Here is a 15,992-nt window from a genome sequence, read left to right on the forward strand (position 1 = left end):
TTTTTTATTGTATAATAGATATAGAAAGGGAGGGATTTTTTATATGCCACAACAATTACAAGGGTTAATAATACCAATAGGTTTTTTTGCTTTACTGTATTTTATGATGATTAGACCACAAAAGAAAAAAGAACAACAAATAAGAGAAATGCGAAATGCTTTAAAAGTAGGCGATGAAGTAGTTACCATTGGTGGAATTCAGGGTAAGATTATTAAAGCTAAAGAAGATGTTATAACTATTGAAGTAGGAGCATCAAAAACAAGACTTGAAATGACTAGATGGTCTGTTGGTTCAGTAGTTAGTAAAAATGAAAAAGATAACAAAAATGAAGAAGTAAAAACTGAAGAAGATAAAGAGTAACAAAAAAGCTTCCTAAATTTCTAAGGAAGCTTTTTTTATGTAATAAATTCCTCTTTATTAAAATAGATTAAACTAAAGATAAGGAGGGATAATATGAAAGTCAAAAATTTAGACAAAGGTATTTACTTATTAAAGGGGTTATTGCTATCTTATATTGTTACTTGTATTCTAATATTGTTTTTCTCAGTATTGTTAACTTATTCAAACATGAGTGAAGGAAAAATGCCTTTATTAAATACTATAACAATGTTAATAAGTATAACAATAGGCAGTATTTATACAGCAGGGAAAGTAAAAGAAAAAGGTTGGATTAGTGGGGGGTTAGTAGGTATATCTTATTATATTATATTAATTGCACTAAATATGATATTTTTAAAACCACTGGTATTCGACATATTCTCTGCTTCTAAAATAATATTATCATCTGTCATGGGAGTAATAGGAGGAATTATAGGAATAAACTTGTCATAAAAAATAAAAAGAACTTTAAATAAAAAAAGTAATATGATATAATAAATAGCAGAAAAATACACAGGGAGGGATTAAGATGAAATACATAAAGACTATATCAAGCAGTAACCTAAAGAAGACCATAGCAAAAGGTGGATGTGGAGAGTGTCAAACATCTTGTCAGTCAGCTTGTAAAACATCCTGCACTGTAGGAAACCAAAAATGTGAAAATAAATAAGTAAATGAAAGGTGGTGGTTTATCCACTACTTTTTATTTTGTAAAATAATAATTGGGAGGAAGTTTAATGAGTAAAGCATCCAAGATGCATAAGTTTTTTTTGAATAATAAATATATAGTATTAGATGTAAATACTGGTGCAGTCCATGTAGTTGACAAAATTGTATATGAAATTTTAGATTTCTATGGTGAAAAATCTAAAGATGAAATAATAGAAATATTTAAAAGTGTTTATGGTGCTAAAGCTGTAGAAGATGTATATGAAGAAATAGAAGAATTGGTTAAAGAAGGATTACTATTATCTGATGATGTAGATATATCAAACTTTAAATATAATGAATCAAATATTGTTAAGGCAATGTGTCTACATGTAGCTCATGATTGTAATTTAAAATGTAACTATTGCTTTGCATCACAAGGAAACTTTAAAGGTGAAAGATCCATGATGTCTTTAGAAGTAGGAAAAAAGGCATTAGAGTATCTTGCTAAGAATTCAGGTTCAAGAAGAAATTTAGAAGTGGATTTCTTTGGAGGAGAACCACTTATGAATTTTGAATTAGTTAAGGATTTAGTAGATTATGGCAGAAGTTTAGAGAAGGAATATAACAAAAATTTTAGATTTACAATTACAACTAATGGAATATTGTTAGATGATGATAAAATTGACTTTATCAATGAAAATATGGATAATGTAGTTCTTAGTTTAGATGGAAGAAAAGATGTCAATGATAATATGAGGAAAACAATTAGTGGTGAGGGAAGCTACGATATTATTCTTCCAAAGTTTAAAAAAATGGTGGAAAAAAGAGGAGACAAGGATTATTATATTAGAGGAACTTTTACTAGCAACAATACTGACTTTTCCAAGGATGCTTTAGATTTTTATAATAATGGATTTAAAAAAATATCAATAGAACCTGTTGTAACACCAGAGGAAATGGATTATGCTTTAAGAGAAGAACACTTAGAGTCTGTTTTAAAGGAATATGAAGAATTCTCTAAGGAATATATTAATATAAAAAGAAATGATAAAGATTTTTATTTCTTTCATTTCATGATAGATTTAAATCAAGGGCCTTGTATTATTAAAAGAGCTGTAGGTTGTGGTGCAGGTTCTGAGTATATGGCTGTTACTCCAGAAGGGGATTTATATCCTTGTCATCAGTTTGTAGGCGAAGAGGATTTTAAAATCGGTGATGTTTTTGAAGGAGTAAAGAATACTGATTTAAGAGATAAATTTAAAAATGCAAATGTATATAGTAAAGAAGAGTGTAGAAAATGTTGGGCTAGATTTTATTGTAGTGGTGGATGTCATGCCAACTCATATCATGCACATAATGATTTGAAAAAAAGTTATAGTTTAGGATGTGAAATGGAGAAGAAAAGAATAGAGTGTGCTATTTCTATATTGGCAAATTTAGATAATTAGGAGGAAAAATATGAAATCTAAAAATACTATACTATTGGTACTTATATTTTCAATAGTAATAGGAAGTATATTTATATCCCTAAATGGTATTAAAATTGGAAAATATGAAATACCCAAAATTAAAGATGCCATAGATCTTGGATTGGATTTAGCAGGAGGAGTTTATGTAGTTTTAGAAGCTCAAACCAATGCAAAGGGAATAGAACTCCAAAAAATCATGGAGCAAACTAAGGTAATTATCGATGAAAGAGTAAATAGCTTAGGAGTATCAGAACCTAATATTACAATTGAAGGTAGCAATAGAATAAGGGTAGAATTAGCAGGTATAGATGACCCGCAAAAAGCTATTGAATTAATTGGAAAAACAGCACAATTACAATTTATTGATCCAAATAAAAATATAGTTTTAACAGGTAAAAATGTAGTAGGCTCAGAGGTGCAATATCATGAGAATCAGTTAGGACAACAGGAGATTGTTGTAAGTCTAGAATTAGATAAAGAAGGTACTAAGAATTTTGCTGAGGCTACGGGAAGACTTACGTTAGAAAAGAATATAGAAGATAGAATTATTTATATAGTATTAGATGACCAAATAATATCATACCCAGCAGTACAAAGTGCTGAAGAAGGGGGAACAGCTATTACAGATGGAAAAGCTGTTATAACAGGTAGTTTTACTTTGGAGGAAGCTAGTGAGCTAGCTGCTTTAATAAGAGCTGGTGCATTGCCAGTAGAGATGAAAGAGTTGCAAACATCTATTATAGGACCAACTTTGGGACTAGAAGCTTACGAAAAGAGTTTAAAGGCAGTAGGTATTGCACTTATTATAATTATGGTATTTATGGTAATTATATATAGGATACCTGGTTTGATAGCTTCCATTGGACTAATTATATATACATTAATAACAGTATTTACTATGTCAGCACTGGAAGTAAAATTAACTCTTCCTGGAATAGCAGGTTTAATTTTATCAATTGGTATGGCAGTAGATGCAAATGTTATTATATTTGAAAGAATAAAAGAAGAGATAAAGGTAGGGAAAACTTTAAGAACAGCTGTAGATGCAGGATTTAGAAGAGCCCTTACATCTGTAATGGATTCAAATATAACGACATTAATAGCTGGAGTAGTATTATACTATTTTGGTATAGGACCTATTAAGGGCTTTGGAGTAACTTTAATAATAGGTATAATAGCTTCTATGTTAACAGCAGTTATTATTTCTAAATATTTACTAAAGTTAATGGTATCTGTTACAGGTGGAAAGAACACTAAGCTTTATGGAGCTAATAGCGAGGTGAAAAGATGAATATTATAAAAAACAGAAAGATTTTTACAGTATGTTCAATTGTTATAATAGCTGTAGGACTTATTATGTTCTTTGTTAAAGGCTTTAACTATGGAATAGATTTTACAGGTGGAACATTAATAGAAATAAACACAGGAAAATTTATACCAGTAGATGAAGTAAGAGAAATCACAGATGAATATGATAAAAGTGCAAGTATTCTGCATGGTGGAGAGAACAAAAGTCAACTGATAATAAAAAGTACATTGGACTTTTCGAACAATACTGTAACAGATATAGTTAATAATCTTGCAGAAAAATACGATATAAATAACAAAGACTTCCAATCAGAAAAATTCGGACCTTTTATGGGGAAGGAAATAAGGAATAAAGCTTTATTATCTATATTAATAGCCACTGTACTTATGTTAATGTATATATCATGGAGATTTGAATTTGATTTTGGATTAGCAGCAATTATTGCTTTATTACATGATGTGTTAATTATGATTGCTGTTTATTCTATATTTAGAATACCAGTGAATAGCTCATTTATAGCAGCAATTTTAACAATTCTAGGATATTCTATTAATGATACCATCGTAATATTTGATAGAATAAGAGAAGAATCAAAACTTTATCCAAAGGAATCTATAGAGAATCTAGTAAATAATAGTGTAAAGAAATCTTTAACAAGAACAATTAACACTTCCCTTACTACCTTAATAGCTGTTATTGTATTATATATAATAGGAGTTGAGGATATAAAAGTATTAGCTTTACCTTTAATAGTAGGTATTATAACAGGAACTTACTCCTCCATATTTATTGCATCTCCTATTTGGTATAAACTTAAAAATAGAAAAATAAAAACTGCTAAATAAGCAGTTTTTATTTTATAATAGATAGTTAAGTTATATTTTATCGAAAAATGAAGAAATAGATAATAATAACTAGAATTAACATAGATAAAATGATAGAATTTATATAATAATTAAAAATATTTTAAATTTATTTATTGGAGTGAAATAGTTGGAAAAATGGTTTATACGAAATAAGTCAGCTGACTATAAGAAAATAGCGGCTCATTTTAAAATATCTGAGTTTTTGGCTAAATTATTAATTAATAGGGATGTAAATGACCATAGACTAATTGATAGCTTTATATACTCAAATTTAGATAAGTTACATAACCCTAAGACAATGAAGGATTTATCTAAGGGTGCAAATATCATTAAAGAGAAAATAATAAATAAAGATGCCATCCGAATAGTAGGAGATTATGATGTAGATGGAGTAATTTCTATTTATTTATTATATACTGTAATAAAACAATTTGGCGGAAATGTGGACTACGTTATTCCAAATAGAATCGATGATGGTTATGGTATAAATAATGAAATTGTAAGAGAAGCAAAGAAACAAGGTATAGATACAATAATAACCTGTGACAATGGCATAGCGGCTATAGAGCAGATAAAGTTAGCTAAAGAATTGAGTTTAACTGTAATAGTTACAGATCATCATGATTTACCATTTATAATAGATGAGTCAGGAGAAAAAGTATATTTAACCTTAGAGGCTGATGCAGTAATAAATCCAAAGCAACCAGATTGTGATTATGCTTTTGAAAAGCTTTGCGGTGCTGCAGTTGTGCTTAAACTAATCCAAGAGTTATATCTTTTATTCAATATCCCTTTGGAATCTACTTATGACTTACTGGAATATACTGCAATTGCAACAGTTTGTGATGTAGTTGATTTAGTTGATGAAAACAGAATTATAGCCAAAAAAGGTTTAGAACTTATAAATGAGACTAAAAATATTGGTTTAAAAGCTTTAATAAAAGAATCAGGAATAGAAAATAAAGAAATTGGAATCTATCATATAGGATTTATAATTGGCCCTAGCATTAATGCCTCTGGTAGATTAGATTCAGCGCTAAAATCTTTAGAATTACTTTTATGTGAAGAGGAAGAACTTGCACATACATTGGCTAAGGAACTTCGAGAAATAAATGAAGAAAGAAAGCAAATGACCATAGAAGGTGTAGAAAGAATCGTTAATACAATTGAATACTCTAACTTAAAGGATAATAAGGTTTTAGTTATTTATGAACCAAAAGTCCATGAAAGCATAGCAGGTATAATTGCAGGAAGGATTAAAGATAGATATAATAGGCCTACAATAGTTTTAACCAATGGAAAAGAAGGAGTAAAAGGCTCTGGAAGGTCCATAGAAGGATATAATATGTTTGAAGAACTATCAGAATGTAAAGAACTATTATCGAGATTTGGTGGACATCCTATGGCAGCAGGTCTATCTTTAGAGTATGAAAACATTCATATTCTTAGGGAGAAATTAAATCATAATATAAAATTAACAGAGGAAGATTTGATACCTAAGGTATATATCGATATGCACCTTCCCCTAGAATATATTAATTTTGCATTAATTAATGAACTGAAGCTTTTAGAACCCTTTGGAAAGGGCAATAATAAACCTATATTTGGTGAAAAGGATTTGAAAATAAATCGGGGATTTAGATTAGGTGTCAATAAGAATGTCTTAAAACTAATACTAGAAAACAAAAATAAGTCTGTTGTAGAAGCCATTTATTTTGGAGATATAGATGATTTTGAAGATTTAATAGTTACTAGATATGGAAGAACTCAACTTGAAAATATATACAAGGGTATAGATAATAATATAAATATAGATATATTATACTATCCTTCAATTAATGAATATAATGGAAAGACCAATATACAGATCACAATTCAAAGCTATAGGATTAGTTAATAATTTATTTATATTAAAATAATGATTAAAACAAATATAATCCCTAAAAACTGGGTAATTATAAGTAATTAAACTTTAATATTGTTGTAAAAATTCATTTTACGTAAAGAAGGTGAATCTAATGTTAGAAAACTTACTCTTAAAAATTGAACAGTATAATCCACAGGCTGATTTAAGCCTTATAGTTAAGGCTTATAACTTTGCACAATCTGCCCATGAAGGGCAGGTAAGAAATTCAGGTGAGAACTTTTTTATACATCCTTTCAATGTGGCAGTAATACTGGCAGATTTAAATATGGATACAGATACAATAATAGCAGGTCTGCTTCATGACGTTATAGAGGATACTGATAGGTCATATGAAGTTGTAGCTGAAGAATTTGGTATAGAAATAGCTGACTTAGTAGAAGGTGTTACAAAGCTAAAAAAACTTAATTATAAGACTAAGCAAGAGAGTCAGGCTGAAAATTTGAGAAAAATGGTTTTAGCCATGGCAAAGGACATTCGAGTTATTATAGTTAAATTAGCAGATAGACTTCACAATATGAGAACCTTAGAATATATGAGAGATGAGAAAAGAAAAGAAAAAGCTTTAGAAACATTGGAAATCTATGCACCATTGGCTCATAGATTAGGAATTTCAAAGATAAAATGGGAATTAGAGGATTTATCACTTAGATATCTGGACCCTGAAAATTATTATGATTTAGTTGACAGAGTTTCAAAGCGAAGACAAGAAAGAGAAGCCTATGTAAAAATAATTGTAGAAACCCTAAGTAAAAAATTAGATGAAGTTAAAATAAGATATGATATTAGCGGAAGACCAAAGAACTTTTATAGTATATATAAAAAAATGGTTCATCAAGGTAAAGCTTTTGAGCAGATATTCGATTTAACAGCCATAAGAATCATAGTAGATGATATGAAAGATTGTTATGAAGTTTTAGGTATAGTACACAGTCTATGGAAACCGCTTCCAGGAAGATTTAAAGACTATATTGCCATGCCTAAGCCAAATATGTATCAATCAATTCATACTACAGTAATTGGTCTAAAGGGAGAAATATTTGAAGTGCAAATTCGTACTTGGGAAATGCACAGAACAGCAGAATATGGTATAGCTGCTCACTGGAAATATAAAGAAGGAATAAATAAATCAGATAGCTTTGATGATAAACTAACATGGCTAAGACAATTAATGGAGTGGCAATCTGATTTAAATGATCCTACAGATTTTATGGAAACATTGAAAATCGATTTCTTTACAGATGAGGTTTTTATATTTACTCCGAAAGGAGATGTAATAAACCTTCCAGACGGCTCTACTCCTATAGATTTTGCCTATAGAGTTCACACTGAAGTAGGTAATAAATGTGTAGGAGCAAAAGTAGATGGAAGGATTGTTCCTTTAAATTATAAATTGAAAAATGGAAATATAGTAGAAGTTATTACATCGCCTAATAGTAATGGGCCTAGTAGAGATTGGATTAAGATAGTAAAAAGTACCCAAGCAAAAACTAAAATTAGGCAATGGTTTAAAGCTAAAGAAAAAGACTTTAATATAATAAGAGGAAAAGAAGCTTTAGAAAAAGAGGTTAAAAGATTAGGTTATAAATCATCAGAAATACTAAAAGATGAATGGATAAAAAATATTGCATCTAAGGTAAGTATAAACTCAATAGATGATTTATACGCTGCTGTTGGATATGGTAGTATAACTTTAAATCAGGTTATTTCAAAGCTTAAAATCCAATATAATGAATACTATAAAGTAGAAGATGAGAAAGCATTTGTAGAAAGTAAGATACAGCAGCCTACTCAAAGTAATGCTCAAAAACATACTCAAGGTATTAAAGTAAAAGGATTAGATAATATTAAAGTAAGATTTTCTAAATGCTGTAATCCAGTGCCAGGAGATGAAGTAGTAGGATATATAACTAGAGGTAGAGGTGTTTCTGTTCATAGAACCGATTGCCCCAATATAACAACATCAGATGAGACTGAAAGGTTTATTGAGGTTGAGTGGAACTTCCAAAAGAAAGCATCTTATCCAGCTGAAATTCAGATAAAAGCATCAGATAGGGCAGGGCTTTTAGCTGAAGTTACTCAGAAAATAACGGATTCTGATTTGGGAGTTTTATCTTTAAACGCTAGAACATCAAAGGATAAAATAGTATTTATAAATCTGACTCTCGAAATTAGAAATATTGAGGAACTAAAGGATTTAATGAAAAAGATAAAGAAAATAAGAAATATAATAGATGTATATAGAGTTACAGCTTAGAAAGAGGGAGAGACATGAGAATAGTAGTACAAAGAGTTTCAGAAGCATCAGTTAAAGTAGATGGAGAAATTGTGGGAAGTATAGATAAGGGTTTGCTCGTATTACTTGGTATAGGAGAAGGAGATGATTCTAAGGATTTAGATTATATGATAGATAAGGTATTGGGTCTTCGCATATTTGAAGATGAAAATAATAAGATGAACTTATCATTATTAGATATAGGAGGAGAATTATTAGTAGTGTCACAATTTACCCTCTATGGTGATGTGAGAAAAGGAAAAAGACCTAGCTTTATAGATTCTGCTCATCCAGATATAGCAGAAAAATATTACTTAGAATTTATTCAAAAAGCCATAGATAATGGAGTAAAAACTGAAAAAGGTATATTTGGAGCAGATATGAAGGTAAGTCTTATAAATGATGGACCTGTAACAATTTTATTAGATAGCAAAAAAACATTTTAGGAGTGATTAAGTTGGAAATAACTAGAGTACCAGCAGGAGTATACGCTGCTAACTGTTATATCATATATTCTAAAACTACTAAAGAGGGAATAATAGTAGACCCTGGAGGAGATGCAGACGATTTAGTTGAATATATAAAAAGAAATGATTTGAGTATAAAGCATATTATCCTCACCCATGGTCACGGAGATCATATAGGAGGAGTGAAGGAGTTAAAGGAAGCCCTTGAAGCTACAATTATGATACATGAAGACGATAGGGAAATGTTAATAGACGGGAATAAGAATCTTTCCACATCAATGGCAATGGGGACTGTGGAAATTGAACCAGATGTATTGCTTAAAGATGGAGATATTATAGAATTTGGAGATTTAAAGGCAGAAGTAATTCATACTCCTGGCCATACTGAGGGATGTATTTGTATAAAAATAGGAGAAAATATAATTACTGGAGATACATTATTCGCAGGTTCTATTGGCAGAACAGATTTATTTGGGGGGAACTATGAATCCATAATCAAATCAATAAAAGAGAAGTTAATGATTTATCCAGATGAAATTCAAGTATTTCCAGGACATGGAACTCCATCTACCATAGGTAAGGAAAGAGTATCCAATCCTTTTTTACGTTAATATACTCTATTAAATAAGGTGATTGAATGATAAAAGTATTACTAGTGGGTCATAAAGTTAAGTATGAATTAACTGAACTAACTAAAGTGTTTTTTCCCAAAGAAGAAATACAGTTTATTGAAGATAAAGAAGAATACTTAGGTGAAGGAATCTTTATAATCAGTGAACTATATGAAAGCAATAAAGAGATAAAAGCCATAACAAAATTATATATAGATAATATTTTAGCCAATCAATCAATTGAAGATATTAATCTAATAGAAATATATAGAGATACTTTAGATAAATATATAAGAATTGGAATTAAAAAATCCTTATATAATACATTAATAAATATATCTGAGAATGAAACTCCTTGGGGTATTTTAACTGGAATAAGACCAATAAAAATTATTCATGATCTATTAGATAAAAATATAGATGAAGATATAATAATAAAAACATTGACAAAGGAATATAAGCTAGACATTAAGAAAGCTAAACTTACATTGGATATTGGAAAAAGACAAAGAAGCTATATCTATCCTTTAGATAAAGATAGATATAGTCTTTATGTTAGTATACCTTTTTGTCCTACTCGATGTTTATACTGTTCTTTTCCAGCATTACCAATAGATAAATATAGAGACTATATTGAAGAATATATCATAAAACTAATGGATGAAATCAAGAGTATAAAAAACATAATGGAAGGTAAAAAGATAAATACAGTATATATAGGTGGCGGCACACCAACGGCAATTTTCCCAATGGAACTTGAAAGAATTATTCAATTTATATATAATGAATTTGGAGAGAAAAATATAAGGGAAATTACTGTGGAAGCAGGTAGACCTGATACTATAACTAAAGAGTATTTGGAAATGTTAAATAAAAATAATATTGGTAGAATAAGTATAAATCCTCAAACCATGAACGATAATACATTAAAACTTATAGGAAGACATCATAATTCATATGATATTATAAAGACTTTTAACTTGGCAAAAGAAATCGGATTTAATATAATAAATATGGACTTAATTATAGGGTTGCCAGGCGAAGGAGTTAGAGAAGTGAAACATACATTAGAAGAAGTTCAAGAGCTAGATCCAGAAAATCTTACTATACATACTCTTTCAGTAAAAAGAGGTTCTAAGTTTAAGGATACTATGGATAAGTATTCAATAGAAACTCAGCATGTTTTAAGTGAGATGTTAAATAAAACCATAAAAGCTTCAGATAAAATGGGACTAGTACCCTATTATCTTTATAGACAGAAGCAAATATTAGGAAACTTTGAAAATATAGGATATTGTAAACCAGAAATGGATTGCATATATAATATTATGATGATGGAAGAAAAAGAAACTATAATGGCAGCAGGTATGGGTTCAGTATCCAAGATTTATTTTCCACAGGAAAATAGAATAGAGAGAGTTCCAAATTTTAAAGATTTAAAGGAATATTTAAATAGAATTGATGAATTAATTGAAAATAAAAGAAAGATATTAGAAAATCACTAATAAAAGGGGATGACTTTATGTTATGGTGGACTGAAGATCTTGAAACGGGAATAGATACAATTGATGAGCAGCATAAAAGTATTTTTGACAAGGCAAAAGAGATTTTTGATTTAGGACCTGAATCTGATATAGAAACTGTTGAAAAAATATTTATATTTTTAATGAATTATGCAAATAATCACTTTTATGAGGAAGAAATGTTAATGCTGGAAAACTCATATAAAGGATTTCTTAATCATAGAAAAAAACATAATCATTTCATAGAAGAGATATATAGGATATATCAAAAGACCATAGAAAACAGTTCTGAGGAGAATCTAAATGAATTGAAAGTTCTAATCATAGATTGGTTGGCAAACCATATAAGCTGTGATGATAAAGAATTTATTACCACTTTAGATTAAAACTATAATAGTTCTTGACACTAATTATTTTTTGGTCTATAATTAATGAAAATAAATATAATTATTACAAAGATAAGGAAGAGTAATTAAATTTCTTAGTTATAGAGAGTCGGTAGAAGGTGAAAACCGATACTAATATTTAATGAAGACACCTTTGAGTAAGTAATCTGTAAGGATTAATTCGCAGAAATGCGTTAAAATTTCGAGTGAGGAAAACCTAATTAGGGTGGTACCGCGAGATAACCTCTCGTCCCTGAATATCAGAGATGAGAGGTTTATATTTTTTTGAGGAGGTTATAATATGGGAGAAAAAATGGGAAATTTAAGAAGAACCATTATGTGTGGAGAACTAAGACCAGAACATGACGGTAAAGAAGTAGTGTTAATGGGATGGGTTCAAAGAGAAAGAAATTTAGGTTCAATTATATTTATGGATTTAAGAGATACTACAGGAATTGCTCAAATTGTATTTGATAATACTGTGTCTAGTGAAGTATTTAATAAAGCTGAAAAAATCAGATCAGAATTCGTATTAGCAATTAAAGGAAAAGTAAGAATCAGACAAAGCATTAATAAAGAAATACCTACTGGCGAAGTGGAAGTTTTAGTAGATGAACTTAAAATCCTAGATGAATCTGAAACTACACCTATATATATTAAAGATGACGACAATGTGTCTGAATCTATGAGACTAAAATATAGATATTTAGATTTAAGAAAACCATCTATGCAGGAAAGATTAAAACTAAGAGCTAAAACAGCCAAAGTAGTAAGGGACTTCTTAGATGAAAATAGCTTTATTGAAATAGAAACACCTATGCTTACAAAGCCAACGCCTGAAGGAGCAAGAGATTATTTAGTGCCTAGTAGGGTAAATCCTGGAGAATTCTATGCACTTCCTCAATCTCCACAGTTAATGAAACAGCTTCTGATGGTTGCAGGAATGGATAGATATTTCCAAATAGTTAAATGTTTTAGAGACGAAGATTTAAGAGCCAATAGACAACCAGAATTTACTCAAATAGATATTGAAATGTCTTTTGTAGATATAGAAGATATTATTTCTATAAATGAACAATTGTTATATAGATTATTCAAAGAATTAAAAGGTGTGGAAATAGATCTTCCTATTAAGAGAATAACTTATAATGAAGCCATGGAAAGATATGGAGTTGATAAGCCAGATTTAAGATTTGGATTTGAGTTAAAGGATATTTCCGACTTAGTAAAGAACTGTGGATTTAAAGTATTTAGTGGAGCCATTGAAAACAACGGTGCTGTAAGAGGAATCAATGTAAAAGGATATGGAGATAAGTTTACAAGGAAGGATATAACTGCTTTAGAAGACTATGCAAAAACCTACGGTGCAAAAGGATTAGCATGGATTAAAATAACTGAAGAAGGAGTGACTTCTCCTATTGCTAAGTTCTTTAGTGAAGAAGAGTTCACAAACATTATAGAAAGAATGGAAGGGGAAAAAGGAGATTTAATTCTCTTTGTAGCAGACAAAAAATCAATTGTATTTGATAGTTTAGGTAATTTGAGAAACGAAGTGGCAAAAAGACTAAATATAATTGATCCTAATGATATGAAATTAGTCTGGGTTACAGAGTTCCCACTATTTGAATTTGATGAAGAAGAAAATAGATATGTGGCTAAACATCATCCTTTTACTCACCCAATGGAGGAAGATATAGAACTTTTAGAATCTCATCCTGAAAAAGTAAGGGCTAAAGCTTATGATATAGTTATTAATGGAGATGAAATGGGTGGTGGAAGTATTAGAATTAATAATTCTACTTTACAAAAGAAAATGTTTAGTGCCTTAGGATTTACAGAAGAAGAGGCTTGGGATAAGTTTGGATTCTTATTAGAAGCATTTAAATATGGTACTCCACCCCATGGAGGCATTGCTTATGGTTTTGATAGGCTTATTATGCTTTTATCAAATACATCTAATATTCGAGATGTTGTAGCATTTCCTAAGACTCAATCAGCTACTTGTTTAATGACTAATGCACCTACTGTAGTTTCTCATAAGCAACTTCAAGAGGTTCATATTCAAACTACTAAGAATCAGAATATATAACATTTCATATTCTACTATGATATAATATAGGAGTATGGAGGTGTAGATATGGATCAAGTTGGATTAGTAAGAAAGGTGTTAAATGGAGAAGCAGAAGTAGAAGTCAGAAGAATTTCAGGCTGTGGAGAAAATTGTAAAGGCTGTGGTGGTGGATGTAATGTTCCAAGTCATGTAGTGATTTTACCTAATAATATAAATGCTGAGGTAGGAGACTTTGTAGAGATACAGGGAGAAACAAAAAATATATTGAAATATACTATGATTATATATATGATTCCATTTGCATTTCTTATTATAGGAATATCATTGAGCATGAAGATTTTAAAGAATATGTCTATATCTAGTTATGAACCATTAAGTTTTTTTATAGGTTTGATATTTTTAGCTTTTGGTTATTTAGTAGTCAAATTTATAGATAAAAAGGTTGGCAAAAAAGAGGAAAATATTATAAAAATGACAAGGATTATTTAATTAAAGGAGTGTAATTGTTGGGAGATAAGGATGCTGTCATCAAAAGGTTAAGAAGGGTTGAAGGACAAATAAAGGGCATACAAAAAATGGTAAATGAAGAAAAGTTTTGTGGTGATATATTAATCCAAATAGCTGCAGCTAGGGCAGCTTTAAACAGTGTAGGTGGATTAATATTAGAGAATTATATGAAAGATTGTTTAAAAGGATATTTACAAGGAGTAAACGAAGAAGAGGCCTTAGATAAATTAGTTGATATAATGGTTAAATATTCTAAATAAACTCAGTCTTTTAGTTTTACTCTCTTTATTGACCTAGAGAATGCTGATGAAATTATTACTCCTACAGCTATAGCTGTGGCTACAAAGAAGGTTTCTACCCCTTTAGTGGCAGCCATAGTAAAGTCATTTTCTATTATTGCAAGCATAGTATAATACATGCCAGCACCAGGAACCAATGGAATTATTCCAGAGGTAATAAATATGGTTGCTGGCTTTTTACATTTTCTTGCCAATAGCTCCCCTAATAGACCAACTGTTAAGGCACCTAAAAACGTAGCACTTACATTGCTATGGAATATATTTGCAGTTATAAAATATACTGTCCATCCAATAGCTCCAGTAAGACCATTGTATCCCAAAGTCTTTGTAGGAGAACCAAATAATATGGAAAAGCCTATTGTAGAGAAAAATGATATAATTAGCTGTTTTATAATTACCAATTAAAAAACTCCTTTCGCATAAAAATTAAGAATGATTCCAACTCCCAGAGCTATGGCAATAGCAGAGAATACGGCTTCCATACCTCTAGATAAACCAGATAAAAATTCTCCAGACATAGTATCACGAATAGCATTTGTAATTGCCACACCGGGAACTAGACACATTATAGAACCAATTATAACTTTATCAAGATTTTGACCTAATCCTACCATGACTGTAATAAAAGATAAACCACTTGCCAGTATAGACCCAAATAAATTATTGACAAAAAACGTAAGTTCAAGTTTTGAAATTTTATTTATAAAAGTTAAAACAGTTAAGCTGACAATAAAACTTGATATAAAGTCTAAAAATGTACCGCCAAATAAAACACAAAAGAGTGCTGCTCCTAAGGAGCCAAATAAAGATTTTGTTTTTGATTTATAAGCATCTGTTTTATTAATTCTCTTTAGTTCTTTAATTCCATCATCTATAGACATTTGAGAATTAACAAAAGAACGAGAAAATTCATTGACCATATCAATTTTATTTAAGTCTATGGAAATAGTTTTGTTTCTCTTTATATAAGATAATAATTCACCTTTATATTCTAGAGATATAAAGATTCCAGTTGGAACTACATAGGCATCTACATATCTTATATCCTTTCTCGACTTACAAATCCTTATTATTGTATCTTCTGCTCTATAGGTTTCTGCTCCAGCTTTAAGCATTATTCTTCCCGCCATTGTTGCTAAAAGTAATAACTTTTTAACTTCTTCCCTTTCATCCATATTATCACCTCTTTAATTAATGTTCTTGTAAAATTTGTGAAAAAAATATATAATGTAAATGGTTATATTTTAAATTTACA

Annotated in this window: 17 protein-coding genes and 1 other annotated feature; of the genes, 15 read left to right on the forward strand and 2 right to left on the reverse strand. The window is 29.7% G+C overall.

Annotation, left to right across the window (positions count from 1 at the left end):
* Positions 1-43: 43 nt before the first annotated feature.
* From yajC to KQI41_RS08485, 15 genes are all read left to right on the forward strand, one after another.
* Positions 44-361 (forward strand): preprotein translocase subunit YajC, encoded by a 318-nt coding sequence (gene yajC, locus KQI41_RS08415; RefSeq protein WP_154441058.1) that lies wholly within the window; start codon positions 44-46, stop codon positions 359-361.
* Positions 362-454: 93 nt separating this feature from the next.
* Positions 455-832: a TIGR04086 family membrane protein gene (locus KQI41_RS08420; protein ID WP_154441056.1), complete on the forward strand. Its 378-nt coding sequence runs from the start codon at positions 455-457 to the stop codon at positions 830-832.
* Between the two features lie 76 nt (positions 833-908).
* On the forward strand, positions 909-1,049 hold the full coding sequence (gene scfA, locus KQI41_RS08425; RefSeq protein ID WP_154441054.1) for a six-cysteine ranthipeptide SCIFF: 141 nt from the start codon (positions 909-911) through the stop codon (positions 1,047-1,049).
* 67 nt (positions 1,050-1,116) lie between these two features.
* On the forward strand, positions 1,117-2,478 hold the full coding sequence (gene scfB / locus KQI41_RS08430) for a thioether cross-link-forming SCIFF peptide maturase (protein WP_154441052.1): 1,362 nt from the start codon (positions 1,117-1,119) through the stop codon (positions 2,476-2,478).
* A gap of 10 nt (positions 2,479-2,488) precedes the next feature.
* The gene (gene secD / locus KQI41_RS08435; protein WP_154441050.1) at positions 2,489-3,790 is read left to right on the forward strand and encodes a protein translocase subunit SecD; all 1,302 of its coding nucleotides are present in this window, start codon (positions 2,489-2,491) and stop codon (positions 3,788-3,790) included.
* Positions 3,787-4,653, forward strand: coding sequence for a protein translocase subunit SecF (gene secF / locus KQI41_RS08440; RefSeq protein ID WP_154441048.1), 867 nt, complete (start codon positions 3,787-3,789; stop codon positions 4,651-4,653). Before secD ends, secF begins: the two co-directional genes overlap by 4 nt.
* Before the next feature lie 148 nt (positions 4,654-4,801).
* Positions 4,802-6,571, forward strand: coding sequence for a single-stranded-DNA-specific exonuclease RecJ (gene recJ / locus KQI41_RS08445; protein ID WP_154441046.1), 1,770 nt, complete (start codon positions 4,802-4,804; stop codon positions 6,569-6,571).
* Between the two features lie 121 nt (positions 6,572-6,692).
* Complete coding sequence (locus KQI41_RS08450) at positions 6,693-8,855, forward strand: RelA/SpoT family protein (RefSeq protein ID WP_154441044.1); 2,163 nt, start codon at positions 6,693-6,695, stop codon at positions 8,853-8,855.
* A 14-nt stretch (positions 8,856-8,869) separates the two neighbouring features.
* Positions 8,870-9,319: a D-aminoacyl-tRNA deacylase gene (gene dtd, locus KQI41_RS08455; RefSeq protein ID WP_154441042.1), complete on the forward strand. Its 450-nt coding sequence runs from the start codon at positions 8,870-8,872 to the stop codon at positions 9,317-9,319.
* A gap of 2 nt (positions 9,320-9,321) precedes the next feature.
* Positions 9,322-9,951: an MBL fold metallo-hydrolase gene (locus KQI41_RS08460; RefSeq protein ID WP_342366193.1), complete on the forward strand. Its 630-nt coding sequence runs from the start codon at positions 9,322-9,324 to the stop codon at positions 9,949-9,951.
* Positions 9,952-9,977: 26 nt separating this feature from the next.
* Positions 9,978-11,456 (forward strand): coproporphyrinogen dehydrogenase HemZ, encoded by a 1,479-nt coding sequence (gene hemZ, locus KQI41_RS08465; RefSeq protein WP_154441038.1) that lies wholly within the window; start codon positions 9,978-9,980, stop codon positions 11,454-11,456.
* Positions 11,457-11,473: 17 nt separating this feature from the next.
* Positions 11,474-11,860, forward strand: a complete 387-nt coding sequence (locus KQI41_RS08470) for a bacteriohemerythrin (RefSeq protein ID WP_154441036.1) — start codon at positions 11,474-11,476, stop codon at positions 11,858-11,860.
* Positions 11,861-11,920: 60 nt separating this feature from the next.
* Positions 11,921-12,118 (forward strand) — a binding site (T-box leader).
* 43 nt (positions 12,119-12,161) lie between these two features.
* Complete coding sequence (aspS, locus tag KQI41_RS08475; protein WP_154441034.1) at positions 12,162-13,949, forward strand: aspartate--tRNA ligase; 1,788 nt, start codon at positions 12,162-12,164, stop codon at positions 13,947-13,949.
* 48 nt (positions 13,950-13,997) lie between these two features.
* Positions 13,998-14,420 carry a SoxR reducing system RseC family protein gene (locus tag KQI41_RS08480; RefSeq protein ID WP_154441032.1) on the forward strand — a complete coding sequence of 141 codons (423 nt, stop codon included), beginning with the start codon at positions 13,998-14,000 and terminating at the stop codon, positions 14,418-14,420.
* A 17-nt stretch (positions 14,421-14,437) separates the two neighbouring features.
* Positions 14,438-14,698 (forward strand): metal-sensitive transcriptional regulator, encoded by a 261-nt coding sequence (locus tag KQI41_RS08485; RefSeq protein ID WP_229768583.1) that lies wholly within the window; start codon positions 14,438-14,440, stop codon positions 14,696-14,698.
* 2 nt (positions 14,699-14,700) lie between these two features.
* Here KQI41_RS08485 and KQI41_RS08490 read toward each other — a convergent pair whose 3' ends face one another.
* Positions 14,701-15,138 (reverse strand): threonine/serine exporter family protein, encoded by a 438-nt coding sequence (locus KQI41_RS08490; RefSeq protein WP_154441028.1) that lies wholly within the window; start codon positions 15,136-15,138, stop codon positions 14,701-14,703.
* The gene (locus KQI41_RS08495; RefSeq protein ID WP_154441026.1) at positions 15,139-15,912 is read right to left on the reverse strand and encodes a threonine/serine exporter family protein; all 774 of its coding nucleotides are present in this window, start codon (positions 15,910-15,912) and stop codon (positions 15,139-15,141) included.
* Between the last annotated feature and the right edge of the window lie 80 nt (positions 15,913-15,992).

Origin of the sequence: Tissierella pigra (assembly GCF_018917845.1) — a bacterium.
GTDB lineage: Bacteria > Bacillota > Clostridia > Tissierellales > Tissierellaceae > Tissierella > Tissierella pigra.

Coding starts and splice junctions, on each gene's coding strand:
- scfA (WP_154441054.1), top strand. CDS start 909: ATGAAATACATAAAGACTATATCAAGCAGTAACCTAAAGAAGACCATA.
- secF (WP_154441048.1), top strand. CDS start 3,787: ATGAATATTATAAAAAACAGAAAGATTTTTACAGTATGTTCAATTGTT.
- hemZ (WP_154441038.1), top strand. CDS start 9,978: ATGATAAAAGTATTACTAGTGGGTCATAAAGTTAAGTATGAATTAACT.
- dtd (WP_154441042.1), top strand. CDS start 8,870: ATGAGAATAGTAGTACAAAGAGTTTCAGAAGCATCAGTTAAAGTAGAT.
- KQI41_RS08420 (WP_154441056.1), top strand. CDS start 455: ATGAAAGTCAAAAATTTAGACAAAGGTATTTACTTATTAAAGGGGTTA.
- KQI41_RS08450 (WP_154441044.1), top strand. CDS start 6,693: ATGTTAGAAAACTTACTCTTAAAAATTGAACAGTATAATCCACAGGCT.
- KQI41_RS08495 (WP_154441026.1), bottom strand. CDS start 15,912: ATGGATGAAAGGGAAGAAGTTAAAAAGTTATTACTTTTAGCAACAATG.
- secD (WP_154441050.1), top strand. CDS start 2,489: ATGAAATCTAAAAATACTATACTATTGGTACTTATATTTTCAATAGTA.
- KQI41_RS08470 (WP_154441036.1), top strand. CDS start 11,474: ATGTTATGGTGGACTGAAGATCTTGAAACGGGAATAGATACAATTGAT.
- KQI41_RS08480 (WP_154441032.1), top strand. CDS start 13,998: ATGGATCAAGTTGGATTAGTAAGAAAGGTGTTAAATGGAGAAGCAGAA.
- scfB (WP_154441052.1), top strand. CDS start 1,117: ATGAGTAAAGCATCCAAGATGCATAAGTTTTTTTTGAATAATAAATAT.
- yajC (WP_154441058.1), top strand. CDS start 44: ATGCCACAACAATTACAAGGGTTAATAATACCAATAGGTTTTTTTGCT.
- aspS (WP_154441034.1), top strand. CDS start 12,162: ATGGGAGAAAAAATGGGAAATTTAAGAAGAACCATTATGTGTGGAGAA.